Origin of the sequence: Streptomyces sp. NPDC051243 (genome assembly GCF_044455405.1) — a bacterium.
In the GTDB taxonomy this organism is placed as follows: Bacteria; Actinomycetota; Actinomycetes; order Streptomycetales; family Streptomycetaceae; genus Streptomyces.
Genome location: NZ_JBITES010000033.1, coordinates 1 through 16,945, shown reverse-complemented (window position 1 = coordinate 16,945; position 16,945 = coordinate 1). Strand labels below are relative to the sequence as shown.

Annotated in this window: 14 protein-coding genes; 5 read left to right on the top strand and 9 right to left on the bottom strand. The window is 70.2% G+C overall.

Going from position 1 to position 16,945, the window contains the following annotated elements; all coding sequences use genetic code 11:
* Positions 1 to 107: 107 nt before the first annotated feature.
* The 4 genes from ACIBAG_RS45495 to ACIBAG_RS45480 form a co-directional block, all read right to left on the bottom strand.
* A complete protein-coding gene (locus ACIBAG_RS45495; RefSeq protein ID WP_399114021.1) occupies positions 108 to 1,178 on the bottom strand; it encodes a hypothetical protein in 1,071 nt (356 codons plus the stop codon).
* Between the two features lie 158 nt (positions 1,179 to 1,336).
* Positions 1,337 to 2,275 (bottom strand): N-acetylneuraminate synthase family protein, encoded by a 939-nt coding sequence (locus ACIBAG_RS45490; protein WP_399114018.1) that lies wholly within the window; start codon positions 2,273 to 2,275, stop codon positions 1,337 to 1,339.
* A gap of 13 nt (positions 2,276 to 2,288) precedes the next feature.
* Positions 2,289 to 3,548 (bottom strand): cytidylyltransferase domain-containing protein, encoded by a 1,260-nt coding sequence (locus tag ACIBAG_RS45485; RefSeq protein WP_399114016.1) that lies wholly within the window; start codon positions 3,546 to 3,548, stop codon positions 2,289 to 2,291.
* A gap of 80 nt (positions 3,549 to 3,628) precedes the next feature.
* Positions 3,629 to 4,942 carry a DUF6716 putative glycosyltransferase gene (locus ACIBAG_RS45480; protein WP_399114014.1) on the bottom strand — a complete coding sequence of 438 codons (1,314 nt, stop codon included), beginning with the start codon at positions 4,940 to 4,942 and terminating at the stop codon, positions 3,629 to 3,631.
* Between the two features lie 198 nt (positions 4,943 to 5,140).
* Here ACIBAG_RS45480 and ACIBAG_RS45475 point away from each other — a divergent pair, with 198 nt between their 5' ends.
* From ACIBAG_RS45475 to ACIBAG_RS45465, 3 genes are all read left to right on the top strand, one after another.
* The gene (locus ACIBAG_RS45475) at positions 5,141 to 6,121 is read left to right on the top strand and encodes a glycosyltransferase family 2 protein (protein ID WP_399114013.1); all 981 of its coding nucleotides are present in this window, start codon (positions 5,141 to 5,143) and stop codon (positions 6,119 to 6,121) included.
* Entirely contained in the window at positions 6,121 to 7,482 is a 1,362-nt protein-coding gene (locus tag ACIBAG_RS45470) for a polysialyltransferase family glycosyltransferase (RefSeq protein WP_399114011.1), read from the top strand. The genes ACIBAG_RS45475 and ACIBAG_RS45470 overlap by 1 nt, the downstream gene beginning before the upstream one ends.
* A 174-nt stretch (positions 7,483 to 7,656) precedes the next feature.
* Entirely contained in the window at positions 7,657 to 8,817 is a 1,161-nt protein-coding gene (locus ACIBAG_RS45465) for an acyltransferase family protein (protein ID WP_399114009.1), read from the top strand.
* A 75-nt stretch (positions 8,818 to 8,892) separates the two neighbouring features.
* Here ACIBAG_RS45465 and ACIBAG_RS45460 read toward each other — a convergent pair whose 3' ends face one another.
* The 3 genes from ACIBAG_RS45460 to ACIBAG_RS45450 all read right to left on the bottom strand — a co-directional run bounded on the left by ACIBAG_RS45460 (position 8,893) and on the right by ACIBAG_RS45450 (position 11,995).
* The gene (locus ACIBAG_RS45460) at positions 8,893 to 10,236 is read right to left on the bottom strand and encodes an alpha-2,8-polysialyltransferase family protein (protein WP_399114007.1); all 1,344 of its coding nucleotides are present in this window, start codon (positions 10,234 to 10,236) and stop codon (positions 8,893 to 8,895) included.
* Complete coding sequence (locus tag ACIBAG_RS45455) at positions 10,233 to 11,219, bottom strand: glycosyltransferase family 2 protein (protein ID WP_399114006.1); 987 nt, start codon at positions 11,217 to 11,219, stop codon at positions 10,233 to 10,235. Before ACIBAG_RS45455 ends, ACIBAG_RS45460 begins: the two co-directional genes overlap by 4 nt.
* Before the next feature lie 125 nt (positions 11,220 to 11,344).
* The gene (locus ACIBAG_RS45450) at positions 11,345 to 11,995 is read right to left on the bottom strand and encodes a TetR/AcrR family transcriptional regulator C-terminal domain-containing protein (protein ID WP_399114004.1); all 651 of its coding nucleotides are present in this window, start codon (positions 11,993 to 11,995) and stop codon (positions 11,345 to 11,347) included.
* Between the two features lie 73 nt (positions 11,996 to 12,068).
* On the opposite strand from ACIBAG_RS45450, the gene ACIBAG_RS45445 reads away from it, so the two are divergent.
* Positions 12,069 to 13,505, top strand: coding sequence for an FAD-dependent oxidoreductase (locus tag ACIBAG_RS45445; protein ID WP_399114019.1), 1,437 nt, complete (start codon positions 12,069 to 12,071; stop codon positions 13,503 to 13,505).
* Here ACIBAG_RS45445 and leuE read toward each other — a convergent pair whose 3' ends face one another.
* Entirely contained in the window at positions 13,506 to 14,156 is a 651-nt protein-coding gene (gene leuE, locus ACIBAG_RS45440; RefSeq protein ID WP_399114002.1) for a leucine efflux protein LeuE, read from the bottom strand. It lies immediately after the preceding gene.
* A gap of 49 nt (positions 14,157 to 14,205) precedes the next feature.
* Positions 14,206 to 15,786 (bottom strand): methylmalonyl-CoA mutase, encoded by a 1,581-nt coding sequence (locus ACIBAG_RS45435; RefSeq protein ID WP_399114000.1) that lies wholly within the window; start codon positions 15,784 to 15,786, stop codon positions 14,206 to 14,208.
* A 153-nt stretch (positions 15,787 to 15,939) separates the two neighbouring features.
* On the opposite strand from ACIBAG_RS45435, the gene ACIBAG_RS45430 reads away from it, so the two are divergent.
* Positions 15,940 to 16,791, top strand: coding sequence for a L,D-transpeptidase family protein (locus ACIBAG_RS45430; RefSeq protein ID WP_399113998.1), 852 nt, complete (start codon positions 15,940 to 15,942; stop codon positions 16,789 to 16,791).
* The last annotated feature ends 154 nt before the right edge of the window (positions 16,792 to 16,945 follow it).

The following is a 16,945-nucleotide window of genomic DNA, read 5'->3' as shown; positions in this document are numbered from 1 at the left end:
GGCGTGCCGGGCGGAAGCCCTCGTACTGGTTGTACGTGGGCTTTCGCCCGGTGCGGCGAGAGTGCGTGCCAGGCGTCGCGGGGCAGGCGGGACTTCGCGGACACGGCCTAGGCCGAAGCCACCGCCGACAACCGATGCACATCCCGCGCCGTCCCCGTGACCCCCGACAAGAACCCCTGCGCCCGAGGCGAGGCGTTCTCCGTCAGCCACGCGGGATCGATGTCGCACACCGCGACCCGGACCTCGGTCCCGGACAGCGCCAGCGGCAAGGTATGCACGACGGTCGAGGGGAAGCTGAGGATCGTCCTGCCGATGGGGCCCCGCCGGGCGATCAGCTCCAGCGGCAGATCCGGCCGTACGACCTCCAGCCCCGTCTCCACCGCCAGCCGGTGCAGCTTCTCCGCGCTCTCCCGGCGATGGGCGAAGTAACGAGCAGCGCCATGCGCCTTGGCCAGGGAGCTGACGGCCTCCAGGTACCGGTCGCCGTCGACCACGCCCGTCTCCACCAGCGACGTGCCCACCATGTCCGCCCCCTTGGTGATCCGAGGTGGCCCGAAGCGGTCGCGGGTCCAGGCGAAGGTGTTGGCCGTCACCGTCACGCCCTCCGGCGTCTGCTCCATCGGCATGGAGGAGAAGATCGCGACCCTCCGCCGCTCGCTCGGCGTCAGACGCTTGCGGGCCGCCGACGACACCGGCGCGAAGACCAGATCCCGTGGGCCCGGGCGGCCGCCCTTGCGGTGCCAGCGGACCAGGCGCTCGCCGCGGGCGAGTTGCGCGACGAACTCCATCGTGGCCGTGCCGTCGTCGACGACGACCAGGTCGCGGGCCCGAGTGATGGTCAACAACAACTGCACGTACCGCGAGAACGGGTCGCCCAGGACCACCCGGTCCGCCCGGCGCAGCAGGCCCGTCAGGCCGCCGATCGTCTGGAAGGGCGCCGCCGCGCCGCCCCGCGCCTCCTCCCAGCGGACCTCGTGTCCGTCCTCGCGCGCCAGTTCCGCCATCCGGCGCAGCTGGCCGCGGGTCATGGGGTCGATCGGGGACAGGACGACGAGGGTGAGTCCCGCGCCGACGGTGTGCTCGTGGGCATGCGCCCACTCCAGCACGTTCAGGAGCTGTACCGGGCTCTCGACGAAGGCGAGAGTGTGGGGGCCGGTGTTCCCGGCGCGGGGGCTCATCGACGTACGACCGTCCCGTCGTAAGGCGCTCATGCGGCGCTCGTATTCAGCTCGTGTGAGTCGTGGTCAGGAACTCGAAGGGCGCCGAGCCCGAGCGCCCCCGCTCGGGGCACTCGGACATCGGCGCGCTCGTTCGAACTCGGTGCGTTCCGGGTGGGTCAGACCTGAACCGGCTCGCCGGCCGCAGCGGCGATCTCCGCCTCGGCGACCACGCCGGCGACGCGGCGCAGCTTCTTCATCGGGCCGAGCTCGGAGTCGTAGACCTTCTTGACGCCGTCACCGAGGGAGGCCTCGATGGTGCGGATGTCGCGGACGAGGCGCGTGAGGCCCTGCGGCTCGACCGAGGCGGCCTGGTCCGAACCCCACATGGCGCGGTCCAGGGTGATGTGACGCTCGACGAAGGTCGCCCCGAGCGCGACCGCGGCGAGGGTGGTCTGCAGACCCGTCTCGTGGCCGGAGTAGCCGATCGGGACGTTCGGGTACTCCTTCTCCAGCGTGTTGATCACGCGGAGGTTGAGCTCCTCGGCCACCGACGGGTAGGTCGAGGTGGCGTGGCACATGAGGATGTTCTCGGAGCCCAGGACCTCGACCGCGTGGCGGATCTGCTTCGGGCTCGACATGCCGGTGGAGAGGATGATCGCGCGGCCGGTGGCGCGCAGGGCGCGAAGCAGCTCGTCGTCGGTGAGGGACGCGGACGCGACCTTGTGGGCGGGGACGTCGAACTTCTCCAGGAAGGCGACGGCCTCGGTGTCCCACGGGGAGGCGAACCAGTCGATCCCCTTCTCCTTGCAGTACTCGTCGATCTGGCGGTACTCGTCCTCACCGAACTCCACGCGGTGGCGGTAGTCGATGTACGTCATCCGGCCCCAGGGGGTGTCGCGCTCGATGTCCCACTGGTCGCGCGGGGTGCAGATCTCGGGGGTGCGCTTCTGGAACTTCACGGCGTCGCAGCCGGCCTCGGCGGCCACGTCGATGAGCTTGAAGGCGTTCTCCAGCTCACCGTTGTGGTTGATGCCGATCTCACCGCAGATGTAGACGGGGCGGCCCGGGCCGACCTCGCGGGAACCGAAGTTGCGCAGGCGGGAGTTGGTGCTCATGGCAGAGATGTCCTTACTTGGTGAGGGAATCGAGAGAGGGGCCGAGGATCCAGCTGGCGATCTCTCGGATCGCGCCGTCGCCACCGGGGGTGGCGGTGACCGCGCGGGCGGCGCCGCGTACCACGTCGTGGGCGCTCGCGACCGCCACGGGCCAGCCCACAAGGGCGAAGCACGGGAGGTCGTTGACGTCGTTGCCGACGTAGAGCACGCGCTCAGGCGCGATGCCCTGCTCCTCGCACCACTGCTTCAGCGCGAGGTCCTTCCGGTCGATGCCGTGCAGCACGGGAATCTGCAGCTTCCGTGCGCGGGCGGCGACGACCGGGTTCTGCTCCGTGGACAGGATCAGCATCTTCAGGCCGCTCCGGCGGAGGGCCGCGATGCCGAGGCCGTCTCCGCGGTGCACGGAGACGAACTCCTTTCCATCGGCATCGATCAGCACCCGGTCATCGGTCTGGGTGCCGTCGAAGTCCAGTACGACCGCGTCGATGTCGTCCGTGGTCGGGAGGGCGCCGGGCCGGTCCGCGTCGAACAGCGGCGCCAGCGCGCGGGCGCGGGCCAGGTCGTGCGGATCGTCGATCTCCAGGACCCGGGCGGGATCGGTGCGCACGAGCTCGGTGCGGCCGAAGAAGCGGTGCTTGTGCTCGCGGAAGCCTCTGGCGTCCATCGCGTAGGCGGCGCCGGTCTCCAGGAAGTCCTGGGGGCGGTCCTGTCGGCGCGGGCGGAAGGACTTGTCGTGGTTGACGCCGTAGCCGCCGGTGGTGGCGGCTCGCTCGGTCTCGGCGGCGGTCGCGTCGTCGTCGCCGTGGCGCCACACGAAGCCGTGGAAGGGCGCGACGGTCAGGGCCGTGTCGGCGCCGTTCGCGACGATGGCCTTGACGACGCCGTCGAGGTCCTCGCGGATGATGAACGGGCTGGTGCACTGGACGAGGAGCACGACGTCGACCGGGGCTCCGTGCAGCGCCTCGTGCGCGTCCATCGCGTGCAGCACGGCCGCCTCGGAGGTGGCGGTGTCACCGGCGATCGCGGCGGGGCGCAGTACGACCTCCGCGCCGGCCTGCCGGGCGGCGGCCGCGATGCCCTGGTCGTCGGTGGAGACGACGACGTCCGTCACGAGCCGGCTGGCCCGGCACTCGCGCACCGCGCGCGCCACCAGCGGTACGCCGCCTACGGGCATCAGATTCTTCGCGGGCACGCCCTTGGAGCCGCCGCGCGCGGGGATCACGGCGAGCACCCGGCGGGCTGAAGCGCCTTGGTCTGCTTCCGAGTTGGTCATGGGCATTACTCCTTGGGCTCTTTGCAGAGGCTTCAGGGCGCGTCCCGGCGCCCCGGTCCCCGGATCGGTCGTCGGGTCGCTCACAGCTCCCCCATCCGCCGGATGACGGGGGCCACGCGCTGCACGCCGTGCCGGTAGGCGCCGCGTGCCGCCCGGCGCACTATCTGGCGGACCGGGCCGGGGTCCTTGTCGTGGGCTGGGGCGCCGGGCAGCGGGCTGCCGTCCGGGCCGAGGTGGTGGCGGGCGAGGATGCCGGGCAGATAGCCGGGCGCGGTGGCCGGCGTGTAGTACGGCGTGAGGGCGGGCATGCCGCCGGGCCGCTCCAGCAGCTTGGCGATGCGCTCGCGGGCGGCGTCGAAGGCCGTGTCGTACGAGCCGTCGGCGCAGACGCCCTGCCGGGACACCCAGTCCTCGTCGGGCGTCGGGCTGTGCCCCTCGTCGAGCTGGTCCCAGGAGGCGAGGCAGCCGGAGCCCACGAAGTGGTGGTTGCCGAGCACCTCACGCACGCCGAGGTCGCTGAGCACGACGGTGGGGATACGGCGGTGCAGGGACTCGAGGGCCGCCGTGGAGCTGATGGTGACCAGCAGGTCGGTGCGGTCGAGGACCTCGCCCATGTTCCCGTACACCAGTTTGAAGTTGGCGGGCGGGTCGAGCCGCTGGACCAGCTTCTGGTACGGCAGCTCCTCGATGTGCGTGGTGTGCTCGCCCGGCTTGGAGCGCAGCTTGAGCAACACCTCGCGCTCGGGGTGCTTGCGGGCGTGCTGGATCAGGCGGTTCAGCAGGTACGTACGGTCCCGGCGGTTGTCCGGCACGGAGGGCTGGGCGGCGAAGACGACCGTGTACGGGTCGTGCTCACCGGCGTAGGGCTCCCCGCCGAGGAACGGCAGCGCCACCTCGGTCACCGACGAGGCGTCGGCGCCGACCCCCTCGTACACCGACCGGAACCGGTCGGCGTCCTGACGGGAGTTGGCGAGGACGAGGTCCGCGCCGTGCCGCAGCAGCAGGCCGTCGGCGAGCTTCTCGTAGACGACGCCGACATAGCCGGTGACGACGACGGGCCGCTCGGTACGCCCTTCCCAGATCCGCTTCAGGCCGTGCAGCATGGCCTGCACCCCACCGCCGACGAGGGACAGGACCAGGACGTCGTACGACTCCTGCGCCATGGTCCGAAGGAACTCGACCGCGGTCACCTCCCGGAGGGAGTCGGCGTGGACGCCGACCTCCTGGAGCTGACGGGCGGTGGGGGTCGCCCGGCCACGCAGAAGGTAACCGTCCAAACGGATGTCCGAATTCTCCGGAGAGATGCGGTTCGCGGTGAGCGCGCCCCATTTCCACCGGGTGTCGGAGTCCGCGAGTACGGCAACTCGCCTGGTCTTCATCGCACTTGCTGGCACGTCGATGACGCTAGGAAGCGATTTCAAGGTTCCGCCCAACCCAAATGCAACAAACGGTTAACAGCACATCGCCTAACGACGAATCGGGGCCAGAAGTCGTTGAAAAAAAGCCTGGTTCACTGCATCGCCACGTGTCGTTCACCTGACATCAAGCTCCGGGTAAAGACGGCGGCCGGGCCACCCCCTAACGTCCTACCCGTGGTCAAGCTCTCCGTCATCGTGCCGTTCTACAACGTGCAGCAATACGCGCCAGACACCCTGAAGAGCCTGCGTGCGAACACACGTGAGGACTTCGAGTTCATCCTCGTCGACGACTGCTCGACGGACGGGACGCCGGACATCCTCGCGCGCGCGGAGCGCGAGCTGCCGGGCGCGGTGGTCGTCAGACACGAGCAGAACGGAGGGCTGGCCACCGCGCGGAACACGGGCATCGACAAGGCGCGCGGCGAGTACCTGACGTTCCTGGACGGCGACGACTGGCTGGCGCCCGGCTACTTCCCGCAACTCCTGGCCGCCATCGAGGAGCTGGGCTGCGACTTCGTGCGCACCGACCATGTGCAGTGCACCGGGCGGGCGCGCAGCATCCACCGGGTGCCGCACGGCCGGCGCTGGACGGTGATGAACCCGCGCGAGGCGATCCTGCCCGCCGACCGCTCGACGTCCGTGGACTACGCGTACGCGTGGGCGGGCATCTACCACCGCCGGCTGGTCGACCGCGGCATCCTGCACTTCACCCACGGACTGCGCACCGCCGAGGACCGGCCGTGGATCTGGAAGCTGCACCGGGAAGCGGAATCCTTCGCCGCGGTGGGACTGCTCGGTGTCTACTACCGGCGCGGCGTGGCGTCCTCTCTCACCCAGATCGGTGATGTACGGCAGCTGGATTTCATTCGAGCGTTCGACCAGGTAATCGTGGAAACGGCGGCTGACCCGGAGGCCGATAAGCTGCTGCCGAAAGCCGTGCGCACTTATTGCGCGATCATGGCTCATCATCTCGGACAAATCGAGAGGTTCGAACCCGCCGTGGCTCGAAAACTGCGCTCGCTGAGCGCCGCCGCCCTGAAAAGAATGCCGCAGGACGTGCTCGCGGAGGTAATGGACTCGATGGACGCGCAGCGTGCCGCCCGGCTGCGGCGGGTGCGCCGCAGGGCGGTCGGGTCCCGGACGGTGGCCGCCTGATGCCTCGCACCACCCAGATCTTCTGCGCCTCGACGCTGTACGGCGCCGCCACCCTGGCCGCCGCCCTGGACGCCGGCCTGTTCGAACCGGCCGACCGCCGGCTGCTGCTGGTCACCAACAACGCGGCCAACCCGGAGATCACCCCGTCCGTCGACGCGATGCCGGGCTTCGACCGGCTGCGCGAGCGCTTCGACGAGGTGCTGTCCTGGAACGAGACCATCTCCCCGTTCCACCCGAGCGGCTGGTCGCCCCGTGAGAACGACATCCCCATGTGGGAGCGGTACGTTCGGCTGCTGTGGAACCTCGGCGACGACCAGATCCAGCTGGCCGTCGAGTCCGTCCAGGTCAACCCGGCCCTCGCGCTGTGCCAGTTGTTCACCGGCGCCCCTGTCGACGTCTACGCGGACGGCCTCATAAGCTACGGCCCCACACGCGACAAGATCGACCCGCTGGTCGGCACCCGGATCGGCCGCCTGCTGCACCTCGATCTCGTCCCGGGCCTCACCCCGCTGCTGCTCACCGAGTTCGGCGTCCCGTCCGAACTGGTGCCGTCCGAGGCGTTCCTGAAGGTGCTCGGTGAACTCGCCGAGTCGGAGGACGGTCTGCCCGCGGTTTCCGCGGACGGCGACCGCCCGGCCCTGCTGCTCGGCCAGTACCTCTCCGCGCTCGGCATCCTCTCCGACGCCGAGGAGGAGGACCTGCACCTGCGGATGGTGCGCGGCGCCGTCGCGCTCGGCCATCGCAGCCTCGTGTTCAAGCCGCACCCCGTCGCACCGGCCCGCTGGACGAAGCTCCTGGAGGACGAGGCGACCAATCTGGGCGCCGAACTCACCCTCCTCGACCGGCCCGTGCTCGCCGAGGTCGCCTTCCAGCGACTGCGGCCCGCCCTCGTCGTCGGCTGCTTCTCGACCGGACTGTTCACCGCCGCCGGTCTCTACGGCCTCCCGGTCACCCGGGTCGGCACCGACACCGTGCTGGCCCACCTCACGCCGTACCAGAACAGCAACCGCGTGCCGCTGACCATCGTCGACGCGCTGCTGCCGGACATCGCGGACGCCGCCGCGGTGAACGCCTGGGCGATGCCCCCGCGGGAGCGGGTGGACGAACTGGCCGCGCTGCTCACGGCGGTCGGTTTCGCGATGCAGCCCAAGATCTACCCGGGGCTGCGCGACGCGGCCGAGGCCTATCTCGCCAAGCACCTGAACCCGCACACCTGGCGCTACTTCAAGCGCAAGCGCCTGACCTCGCTGGCCCTGCCCGGCGCCGTTCCCGCCCAGCTCTCCTTCATCCCGCGTAACGCGACCGTGCGCCGACTGGCGCGCCGGGCGCGAGCGCTGAAGCAGGTCGCCGGCCGAAAGTAACCAGAAACAAGGGGTGGTTGTTCATCCGTGTGACACCTTTGCGCTCCCTGAGCGTCAGCCGTCACTCACCTTTCCCCCGTCCGAGGGACATAGCGTTCGGTCGTCGTATGAAATGGCAACAGCCGTCACGTACGACTGAACGCACCTCGAGACCCCCAAGGGAAGGGCCCCAGGATGAGCACGGCTGACCAGGCGACGGCACCGCCGGCATCGCCGGCACCACCGGCACCCCGGCTGAACCAGGTCCTGGTCGAGCGGCCTCCCGTACGTCCCCGCAGAGAGAGCCGGCTGCGCGCCCTGGACGGGCTGCGGCTACTGGCGGCCCTGATGGTGTGCATGTACCACTTCACGGGCAAGAACGGCGAGGTCGCCGCCTCCTGGGACCAGTCCCCCGGGACCATGTTCCCCACCCTGTCGCAGCTGTCCACCTACGGCAGCCTGGGCGTGCAGTTCTTCTTCGTCATCAGCGGGTTCGTGATCTGCATGAGCAGCTGGGGCCGCAGCCTCGGTGACTTCTTCCGCTCCCGGATCTCCCGTCTCTACCCGGCGTACTGGGTGGCCATCGTCATGGTCACCGGCGCCGCGGTGCTGCTGCCGGTGGTCGTCGCACCGGTCCGGCCGGACGAGTTCCTCGTCAACCTCACGATGATGCAGCAGCCGCTGGGCGTGCCGCGGGTCCTGGGCGTGTGCTGGACGCTCTGGGTGGAGCTGAAGTTCTACGTCCTCTTCGCACTGTTCGTGATCTGGAAGGGCGTCACCTACAAGCGGGTCGTCACCTTCTGCATACTGTGGACGCTGGCCAGTGCCTTCGCCCGGGTCGCCGACAACCCGCTGACCGACGAGCTGGTGATGCGCGACCACGCCCCGTTCTTCATCGGCGGCCTCGCGCTGTACCTGATCCACCGCTTCGGCAGCGACCTGCTGCTGTGGGGGATCGTCGGCATGTCCTTCCTGCTGGGCCAGCGCTACTCGGTCATGGCGCTGTGGCACCCGGGCGCGCAGGGCGACTTCCACCGCTCCCCGTACGTCATCCAGGCCATCGTCTTCTGCGCCTTCGCCGCCGTCGCCGTGGTGGCGCTGGGGTGGACCAGCTGGGCCAACTGGCGCTGGCTGACGGTCGCGGGGGCGCTGACGTACCCCTTCTACCTGATCCACGAGCACCTGGGCTGGTTCTTCATCCGGGTCTTGCACCGGGGGCTCGGACTGGGCTCCTACGCGACGCTTGCCCTGTCCGTGCTGAGCCTGCTGGTGCTGGCGTATCTCATGCACCGGTTCGTGGAGAAGCCGTTCGGGCCGAGGCTGAAGCGGGCGTTGCCGGCGGTCCGGCTGCAGTAGGACTTCGTCGCGCGAAAGGCAGTTGGGGCGGTCCGTGGCTCGGACCGCCCCAACTGCCTTTCGCTTTCCGTGGTGTTACTTCTTCGTCGTCTGCCGCAGCTGCCGTACCGCCTTGCGGACCGCCGGGTGCCTGCGCAGGGCCTCCGCGCGGACCGGGCTGCCGCCGGGGAGGCGGAGGCTGGTGAGGCGGCGGCGCTTGAAGTAGCCCTGGTACCGGGTCAGGTTGGCGGCGAGCCAGGCCGTCACCTCGTCGCGCAGGGCGTGGTGCTTGCGGGACTGCATGCAGTAGCCGACGCTGCGCACCAGCGGGGCCAGGTCCTCGGCCATGCCGGTGAGTTCGAGCGGGGAGCCGAGCTCGGCGTTCTCCGCGTCGGGCAGGGCCGCGTCGATGATGGTCAGCGGGATGCGGTTGCTGTTCTCGTACGGGGTGATGCGTTCGAGGAGCAGGTCCGTGCCGACGCGGGCGACCGGGATGCCGTAGAAGGCGGCGGCGGTCATCAGGGCCGTCGAGAAGCAGCCGATGACGAGCTTCGGCTTGAGGAAGGCGAAGACGGTCTCGGCGAGAACGGGCTCGTTGAGCACCGTGAGCCGTACGTCGAGCTCCTTGGCCACCGCCTCCAGGGACTCGTTGAAGACGGCCGGTGCGCTGGGGTGCGGCTTGAACAGGACGTCCCGGTGACCGGCCCGGGCCGCGGCGCGCAGGAAGCGGATGTGGAGTTGCTCCTCCTCGTCCTGGGTGATCAGGTCGATGGCCGAGAGGTACTGGCCGAGGAGGACGGCGGTGGGCGGGTTGTCGGCCGGGAGGCGCTCGGCGAGGATGCCGGCGCCGGACTCGCCGATCTGCGCGAGGACGTCGACGATCGCGTCGTTCGGGACGGCCTCGGGCGTCACGCCGTACTCGGACAGGAGCATGGGCTCGAGGCCCGGCACCAGGTCCAGGTGGAGGACGCGCTTGATGCGGCTGCTCATGCCGTGCGGGATGCGGTTGCGGGTGGGGCCGTAGCTCATCAGGCCGTCCGCGTACACATGGATCGGGCTGTCCGCGAAGATGTCCGCGACCGCGCGCGAGGGGTTGGCCTGGATCGACTCGCAGGCGATCTCCACGGGCTCGTCGCCCAGGTTCCAGGCGAGGCGTACGGCCTTCTCCCACAGCAGGGTGTCCTGGCCGCGCGGCGACCAGCCGGCCGGGTGGTGCGGGGAGATGAACTCGTTCCAGGAGCGCACCTCGTCGAACTCGGGGCGCAGCTTCTCGAAGCCGGCCATCCGGTCCAGCGGGGTGCCGACCTCGGGGATCGCGGCGGTGTTGCTGACGACGAGGATGCGGCGGACGCCCTCGCGCGGGCCGAACTGGCCGGCGCGTATGGCGGCGGTGACGGTCGCGGCCGCGTACTGCGTGGCCGAGAAGAAGATCTGGATCATGCCGCCACTCCCTTCATGCCACCCCGTATCCGGCGCAGCATGTACACGCGCTCCTCGCCCATCCCGACGAGCGCCTCTTCCAGCTCCTCCTCCGACATCCTGCCCAGCGCCTCGGCGGCCATCTGCTTCAGCTTGGCGGCGATGCTGCGTTCGAACCGGCCGCGGCTGAGCAGCTGGTGTGCGATGACGACGCAGTAGTTGCGCAGCGCCTTCTTGCGCAGCCTGCCCACCTCGGGGTCCTCGGCGAGTTCGGCGAGGACGAGGTCGAAGGAACGGAAGAAGTCGAGCTGGCGGACGTCGCCGATCTGGGTCAGCGAGCTGGCCACGCCCCGGCGGTAGAAGACGCCGCGCAGGCTGGCGACGGCGTAGGAGTCGGCCCTGCGGTGCAGGTCCCAGATCCAGGGGCGGTCCTCGGCGGTCTTCAGGCCGTCGTGGAAGCGGAGCATGCCGCGGTCGAGGAGGCGGCGGTGGTAGATGCCGGCCCAGGCGTAGGGGTAGTCGACCATGGTCGTGTCGTCGACCGGGAGAATCGAGGTGCGCGGGTCGAGGGCGATGTGGCGGCGGCCTTCGGGCGCCCGGTGCACGGCCCGTTCGATGCCCGTCACCTGGACGTGGTCGGTGCGTACGAAATCGACGTCGAACCGCTCGATGGCGTCCACCAGCTCCGCGAGATAGCCCGGCGCCAGCCAGTCGTCGCCGTCGAGGAAGGTGAGGTAGCGGCCTTCCGAGGCGTCGATCCCGGTGTTGCGCGCGGTGGCCAGTCCGCCGTTCTGCTCGTGCCGTATCACCCGGCTGTTCTTGAGTCTCTTCGTCAGCGTCAGCAGCGCTTCGTACGTCTTGTCCTTGGTGGACCGGTCCTCGACGAAGATGAACTCGAAGTCGTCCCGTTCGTTGTTGACCAGGCTGGTCACGGTCTCGGGTACGTACGACTCGATGTTGTAGCAGGGGACGATCACGGACAGTGTCGGGGGGCGGTTGGTCACGCGTACACCTGGGCTCTCTCCGGGGGGATCCCTGCGACCGTAGGAGATGTTCGACGCCGGATCTCAACTCCCTGCCAACTACCAGGTGAACGAAAGGTAACCGGACGGCGCCCCCCTTGCCGTCCTCACCCGATCCCGTACCGCGCCCCGATCCCGGCGATCACCACCGCCAGCCCCTCTTCGAAGTGCCGGTCGTAGTCGGCGAAGATCTCCGCGCCCGCCTGGGCCGACAGGGGGAAGTCGGCCATCAGGCGGGCGCGTTCTGCCACGTCGTACCCCTCGCGACGCTCGCCCGCCACGGGCTCGACGCCCTGCTCCTCGGTGACGAAGCCGAGGGTGTAGAAGTACGTCGTCGAGGTCGCGCGGACGGCGTCGGCGAGGGCGAAGCCGGCGGCCGTGAAGAGGCGCAGGTTGTCCTCCATCTGCTGGGCGTGCTCGATGCCGGTGAAGCGTGAGCCGCTGAAGACCTTCGCGCCGTCGCGGTAGCCGAGCAGCGCGGTGCGCAGTCCGCGGTTGGACTTGAGCAGCCGCTCCTGCCAGGTGTCGTCGGGGCTGAGGGGCGTCCTCGCGACCATCCGGCGGTACATCTCGGTCGCCATCTCGTCGAGCAGCGCCTGTTTGTCCTTGAAGTGCCAGTACAGGGCCGGCGCCTTGACGTCGAGTCGCTTGGCGATGGCGCGCAGCGTCAGGCCGTCCAGGCCGACCTCGTTCAGCAGTTCGAGAGCGGTGGCGGCGACGCGGGTGCGGTCGAGGGGGGCGCGGCGTTCCGTGGTCACACTTGACAGCTTAACGGCGTTAAGGGCACTCTCATGACCGCAGGAACTTAACAACGTTAAGGGGGATTGCCGCATACATACCGATATCGACGTTCTGATCGTGGGCGCCGGTCCGACCGGACTCGCGCTCGGCATCGACCTGGCCCGGCGCGGCGTGGACGCGCTGGTCGTGGAGCGGGCCGACGCTCTGTTCCCGGGCTCAAGGGGCAAGGGCATCCAGCCGCGCACGATGGAGGTCTTCGACGACCTGGGCGTGCTGGACGCCATCCGCACGGCCGGGGGCGGCTACCCGGTCGGCATGATCTGGCGGGACGGCGAGCGGGTGGGCGAGCACCGGATGTTCGACCCGGCCGAGGCGACCGAGGACTCTCCGTACGCCGAGCCGTGGATGGTGCCGCAGTGGCGGACGCAGGAAATCCTGTGCGCGCGGCTGACGGAGCTGGGCGGGCGGGTGGCCTTCGGGCGGGAGGTCAGCGGTGTCACGCAGGACGACGCGGGGGTGACCGTGCGCTTCGAGGACGGCACGGAGGCCCGCGCCCGATACGTCGTCGCCGCGGACGGCGGTCGTTCGGCGGTACGGCGGTCACTCGGCATCGGCATGACCGGGGAGACGGTCGACCCGAGCCCGATGCTGGTGGCGGACGTCAGGATCACCGGCCTCGACCGGGACAACTGGCATGTCTTCCCGCCACGCGGGGAGGGCGAGGGCTTCCTCGCGATCTGCCCGCTGGCCGGGACGGAGGACTTCCAGGTCGTGGCCCAGTTCGCGGAGGGGGCGGCGGTGGAGCTCTCCCTGGACGGCATCCGCAAGGTGGTCGCCGCGCGCTCCCACCTCGCGCCGGATGATGTGACGGAGGTCCGCTGGGCCTCGGACTTCCGGCCGCGGGCCGCCCTGGCGGACCGGTTCCGGGACGGGCGGGTGTTCCTCGCGGGGGACGCCGCGCACGTGCACTCACCGGCCGGGGGGCAGGGGCTCAACACGAGTGTTCAGGACGCGTACAACCTGGGCTGGAAGCTGGGTGCGGTGCTGACGGGGGATGCGCCGGCGTCGCTTCTCGACAGCTACGAGGAGGAAAGGCGTCCGATCGCCGCGGACATGCTCGGTCTGTCGACGAGCGTCCACCGAGGGCAGACGCGGCGCGGTGAGGCGACCCGTCAACTGGGACTCGGGTACCGGGAGTCGTCGCTCACCGAGGAGACGCGCGCGAACCCGGGCGCGCTCCGGGCCGGCGACCGCGCGCCGGACGGCACGCTGGAGGGCGTACGGCTCTTCGACGCGTTCCGGGGGCCGCACTGGACATTGGTGGCGGTGGGGGCACCGGCACACGAAATGACCGATGCAACCAATATGCCTGATATACGCGAGACGGTACGAGTGGTCCGGGGGCCGGCGCAGGAGTCGTACGGCACCGGGCTGTTCCTGGTGCGACCCGACGGCTATGTGGGCTGGGCGGGGGAATCGGGCGACGGGCTGAAGGAGTACATGGGGCGAGTCGGCCTCTGGCGCTAGTCACGCACTGGCGAGGGACAACTTCACCGCGAACCCCAGGAACAGCGCCCCCGCCGCGGAAGTCGCCCCCGCCGACAGGCGCCTACGGCGGCGGAAGGCACTCGCCAGCCGCGTCCCGCTGAATATCAGCGCGCTGAGGTACAGGAAGCTCGCGAACTGGGCGAACGCCCCGAGGACGACGAACGACAGCGCCGGGTAGGCGTATCCGGGGTCGACGAACTGCACGAAGAAGGCGACGAAGAACAGGATCGCCTTGGGGTTGAAGAGACTGATGACCAGCGCACGGCGGTACGGCCGCTCGGCCGGCCCGGTGTCCGCGGCCTCCTCCCGCACGGCCGCCTCCCGCCGGGTCCGCCACATCCCCCAGGCCGCCCGCAGCATCCCGATCGCCAGCCAGGTCAGATACCCGGCCCCGGCGTACTTCACGATCCCGAACAGCACGGCGTTGGCCTGCAACAGGGACGCGACCCCGGCCGCCGACAGCGTCATCAGCACGGTGTCCCCGCACCAGACCCCGGCCGCCGCGGTGTACCCGGCACGCACACCGCGCCGGGCGGCGACGGACAGGACGTACAGGGAGTTGGGGCCGGGAAGCAGGACGATCAGGACGAGTCCTGCCAAGTAGGTGGGAAGGTCGATGACACCGAACATGAAAGGGAGTGTGACACGCGGGTACGACAATGCCTCCCGGCGGTGCCGCTCAGAAGGCGTCCGAGGGCACGTACCTCCCCCACACCTCCCGCAGGGCGTCGCACACCTCGCCGACCGTGGCGCGGGCCCGCAGCGCGTCCTTCATCGGGTACAGGACGTTGTCCTCGCCCTCGGCGGCCTTCTTCAGGGCGGCCAGGGCGGCGTCCACCGCCGGCTGGTCACGCCCGGCACGGAGCTCGGCCAGCCGCCGCGCCTGCTGGGCCTCGATCGCCGGGTCCACCCGCAGCGGCTCGTACGGCTCCTCCTCGTCCAGCTGGAAGCGGTTGACGCCGACCACGACCCGCTCGCCGGAGTCGGTCTCCTGGGCGATCCGGTACGCGCTGTGCTCGATCTCGCTCTTCTGGAAGCCCTGCTCGATGGCCGCCACCGCGCCGCCGAGGTCCTCGACCTTGCGCATCAGCTCGACGGCCGCCGCCTCGACGTCGTCCGTCATCCGCTCGATCACGTAGGAACCCGCGAAGGGGTCGACCGTCGCGGTCACGTCCGTCTCGTACGCCAGCACCTGCTGGGTGCGCAGCGCCAGCCGCGCGCTCTTGTCGGTCGGGAGCGCGATCGCCTCGTCGAAGGAGTTGGTGTGCAGGGACTGCGTGCCGCCGAGGACCGCCGCCAGGCCCTGCACGGCGACCCGGACCAGGTTGACCTCCGGCTGCTGGGCCGTCAGTTGGACCCCCGCCGTCTGTGTGTGGAAACGCAGCATCATCGACTTGGGGTTCTTCGCGCCGAACTCGTCCCGCATCACCCGGGCCCAGATCCTGCGGGCCGCGCGGAACTTGGCGACCTCCTCCAGGATCGTCGTACGGGCCACGAAGAAGAAGGACAGGCGGGGCGCGAAGTCGTCGACGTCCATGCCCGCGGCCACCGCCGTACGGACGTACTCGATGCCGTCCGCCAACGTGAAGGCGATCTCCTGCGCGGGGCTCGCGCCCGCCTCGGCCATGTGGTAGCCGGAGATCGAGATCGTGTTCCACTTCGGGATCTCGGCCCGGCAGTACTTGAAGATGTCGGCGATCAGCCGGAGGGACGGCTTCGGCGGGAAGATGTACGTCCCGCGCGCGATGTACTCCTTGAGCACGTCGTTCTGGATCGTGCCGGTGAGCCGGTCGGCGCTGACACCCTGCTCCTCCGCGACCAGCTGGTACAGGAGCAGCAGCAGGGCCGCGGGGGCGTTGATCGTCATCGACGTCGACACCTTGTCCAGCGGGATCCCGCCGAACAGCACCCGCATGTCGTCGATCGAGTCGATCGCCACGCCCACCTTGCCGACCTCGCCGTGCGCGATCGGCGCGTCGGAGTCGTGGCCCATCTGGGTGGGCAGGTCGAAGGCGACCGACAGGCCCGTCGTGCCGTGCGCGATCAGATCGCGGTAGCGGGCGTTGGACTCCTTCGCCGTGCCGAAACCGGCGTACTGGCGCATCGTCCAGGGACGGCCGGTGTACATCGTGGGGTAGACGCCGCGGGTGAACGGGTACGAGCCGGGCTCGCCGAGCTTCTCGGAAGCGTCCCAGCCGTCCAGCGCGTCCGGCCCGTAGACCGGCTCGATGGGCAGTCCGGACTCCGACTCACGCGCCATGGTGTGCCTCCCACGTTGCCGTGTTGACCCTCAGTCCAACCATGCCGTGTAGTTCGCAACCGGTCACGCGCGGGGAACATCTCAGGTGACATCAGGGCGTGCGGTCGGGGCGGCCGCGGTGAGACGACGGGGGTCGCGATGCGTATCGAGGGCATGCGGAGATCGACCGCGGTGCTCGCCTCGGGTGCCGTACTCACGGTGCTGTGCGGCTGCACCGTACAGGCCTCGGGCGAGGAGCAGGGCTCGCCGGTGCGCATAGAGCTGCCGAGCGGAACGCCGTCCCCGAAGTCCGACCCGACCGAGCAGTCCGACCCGTCCGGCCCGTCCGGCTCGTCCGACGACAAGCCGGGCGCCACACCGACGCCTGCGGCGCCCGCCGTGCTGTGGTCCCGGGGCGACACGGGACGTGACGTACGCGAGCTGCAGGCGCGGCTGCGGCAGGTCGCCTGGCTCTTCGACGGGCCGACGGGGACCTACGACGACCTCACCGAGCAGGCGGTCCGGGGCTTCCAGGGCAAGCGCGGGCTGCCGAAGACGGGGAAGACCGACGAGGTCACCTGGCAGCGGCTGCTGAGGATGACGCGCGAGCCCGGCAAGTGGGACCTGTATCTGATGGGCGGGCAGCCGGCCGATGCGCCGGACGCGCGGTGCCTGAGCGGCCGGGTGCTGTGCATCAGCAAGTCGAGCCGGACGCTGCGCTGGATGATCGACGGGCGATCGGTCCTGACGGTGCCGGTGCGGTTCGGGTCGCAGTACACACCGACGCGGGAAGGTGTGTTCAGCGTCTACTGGAAGTCGCGGCACCATGTGTCGACGCTCTACGACTCACCGATGCCGTACGCGATGTTCTTCAGCGGCGGCCAGGCGGTGCACTACTCGTCCGACTTCGCGGCCACGGGTTACGCGGGAGCCTCGCACGGCTGTGTCAACGTGGCGGACGAGCGGGCGATCGCGGAGATGTTCGCCCAGGTGGAGACCGGCGACAAGGTCGTCGTCCACTGGTGAGGGCCCGCGGGACGCGGAGGATGTGGGGCGGGGGGGGGGGGGGGGGGGGGGGGGGGGGGCCGCCGCCCCCCCCCCCCCCGGGGGGGGGGCCCCCCCCCCCCCCCCCCGGGGGGCCGGGCCCCCCCCCCCCCGCAACCACGAACCACCCGCGGCC

Excerpts from the sequence above, each read along its gene's own strand:
- ACIBAG_RS45435 (WP_399114000.1), bottom strand. The coding sequence starts at position 15,786 with ATGGCGCGTGAGTCGGAGTCCGGACTGCCCATCGAGCCGGTCTACGGG.
- ACIBAG_RS45465 (WP_399114009.1), top strand. The coding sequence starts at position 7,657 with ATGAGCACGGCTGACCAGGCGACGGCACCGCCGGCATCGCCGGCACCA.
- ACIBAG_RS45490 (WP_399114018.1), bottom strand. The coding sequence starts at position 2,275 with ATGAGCACCAACTCCCGCCTGCGCAACTTCGGTTCCCGCGAGGTCGGC.
- ACIBAG_RS45430 (WP_399113998.1), top strand. The coding sequence starts at position 15,940 with ATGCGGAGATCGACCGCGGTGCTCGCCTCGGGTGCCGTACTCACGGTG.
- ACIBAG_RS45495 (WP_399114021.1), bottom strand. The coding sequence starts at position 1,178 with ATGAGCCCCCGCGCCGGGAACACCGGCCCCCACACTCTCGCCTTCGTC.
- ACIBAG_RS45485 (WP_399114016.1), bottom strand. The coding sequence starts at position 3,548 with ATGACCAACTCGGAAGCAGACCAAGGCGCTTCAGCCCGCCGGGTGCTC.
- ACIBAG_RS45460 (WP_399114007.1), bottom strand. The coding sequence starts at position 10,236 with ATGATCCAGATCTTCTTCTCGGCCACGCAGTACGCGGCCGCGACCGTC.
- leuE (WP_399114002.1), bottom strand. The coding sequence starts at position 14,156 with ATGTTCGGTGTCATCGACCTTCCCACCTACTTGGCAGGACTCGTCCTG.
- ACIBAG_RS45470 (WP_399114011.1), top strand. The coding sequence starts at position 6,121 with ATGCCTCGCACCACCCAGATCTTCTGCGCCTCGACGCTGTACGGCGCC.